The 1,215-nt window shown below is 72.5% G+C and carries 1 protein-coding gene; it reads right to left on the bottom strand.

Going from position 1 to position 1,215, the window contains the following annotated elements; genetic code table 11:
* Nucleotides 1-1,215 (bottom strand): SpnB-like Rossmann fold domain-containing protein (locus AC5WRT_RS38855; protein WP_496101094.1); only part of this gene is annotated, 1,215 nt, incomplete at both ends.

Raw genomic sequence — 1,215 nt, 5'->3', positions numbered from 1 at the left:
CGCCAGTACTGAGCGGGAGGCAAGGTCAAGCGGGTTGGGGAGGTCGACGAGGCCACCCCAGCGTCCGGGGATCTCCAGCGCGGCCACACGGCCGAGGCCCCAGACGGCGGCCTGTACCGGGTCCACGGCACCATCGGACCGGCCCACCGACACCGCGCCACGGGTGACCGCCCACAGCGGTGCCACCACGCCGGCGTCGCCCAGAGCCTGTGCCAGTGTCGCCGAGGCGGACACGGCCAACGGCATTCCGTCACCCCGAACTTGACCGAAGAGGGACGGCAGGGACACCACACCGGAGACCGGTCCGACGCCCTCCAGGCGCTCGGCGAGTCGGACCCGGTCCGCGCCGGTCTCGTGGGTGAGCAGCTCGACGTCGGCGCCCGCCGCCGTCAGGGCTTCCCGGACCGACACGGTCCAGGCGTCCCCGCCCAGGCCCTCGGGGACGACCAACAGCCAGCGGCCCGACAGCTCGGCGCCGCGCTGCAAGCCCGTGAGCGACTGCCAGCGCACCCGGTACTGGTATCCGTTCAGCTCGGCCTGTTCACGGCGTTGACGACGCCAGGAGCTCAGAGCGGGCAGCACCGCGCCCACGACGTCCTGCTCCAGGTGCAACTCCCCCGCCAGCGACTCGAGGTCCCCCCGCTCGACCGCCTCCCAGAACCGGGCGTCGATCTCACCGTCCGTGCCGACACCGGCCTTCGGCCGCGCGGAAGCCGGCCAGAACCGCTGGTGCCGGAAGGCGTACGTGGGCAGCTCAACGATCCCGGGTCCACCCTCGCCGAGGAGGGCGGCCCAGTCGACCTCACCGCCCGACACGAAGAGCGCAGCGAGCGCGGCCAGCACCGAACCGGCCTCGGGGCGGTCCTTGCGCAGGGTGGGCACCAGCACCGGAGCCTCGTCGTCCGGCCCGGTGCTGTGGTCCAGCACGGTCTGCCCGAGCGCGGTGAGGGTGCCGTCGGAGCCCAGTTCGAGGTAGCGGCGGACGCCTTGTTGCTCCAGGGCCCGTACGGCATCGGCGAAGCGCACCGTCGCCCGCACGTGCTGCACCCAGTAGTCCGGCGAGGTCAGCTCGTCACCGGTGACTTCCTCACCGGTGACCGTGGAGACGATCCGCAACTGCGCCGGCTCATGGGCCAGGTTCTCGGCGACCTTGCGGAAGTCGGCGAGCATGGGCTCCATGAGCGGGGAGTGGAAGGCGTGGCTCACGCGCAGGAC

The organism is Streptomyces sp. NTD91 (assembly GCF_059510455.1).
Note: the sequence above shows the minus strand (reverse complement) of the source record. Positions and strands in the feature narration are given on the sequence as shown.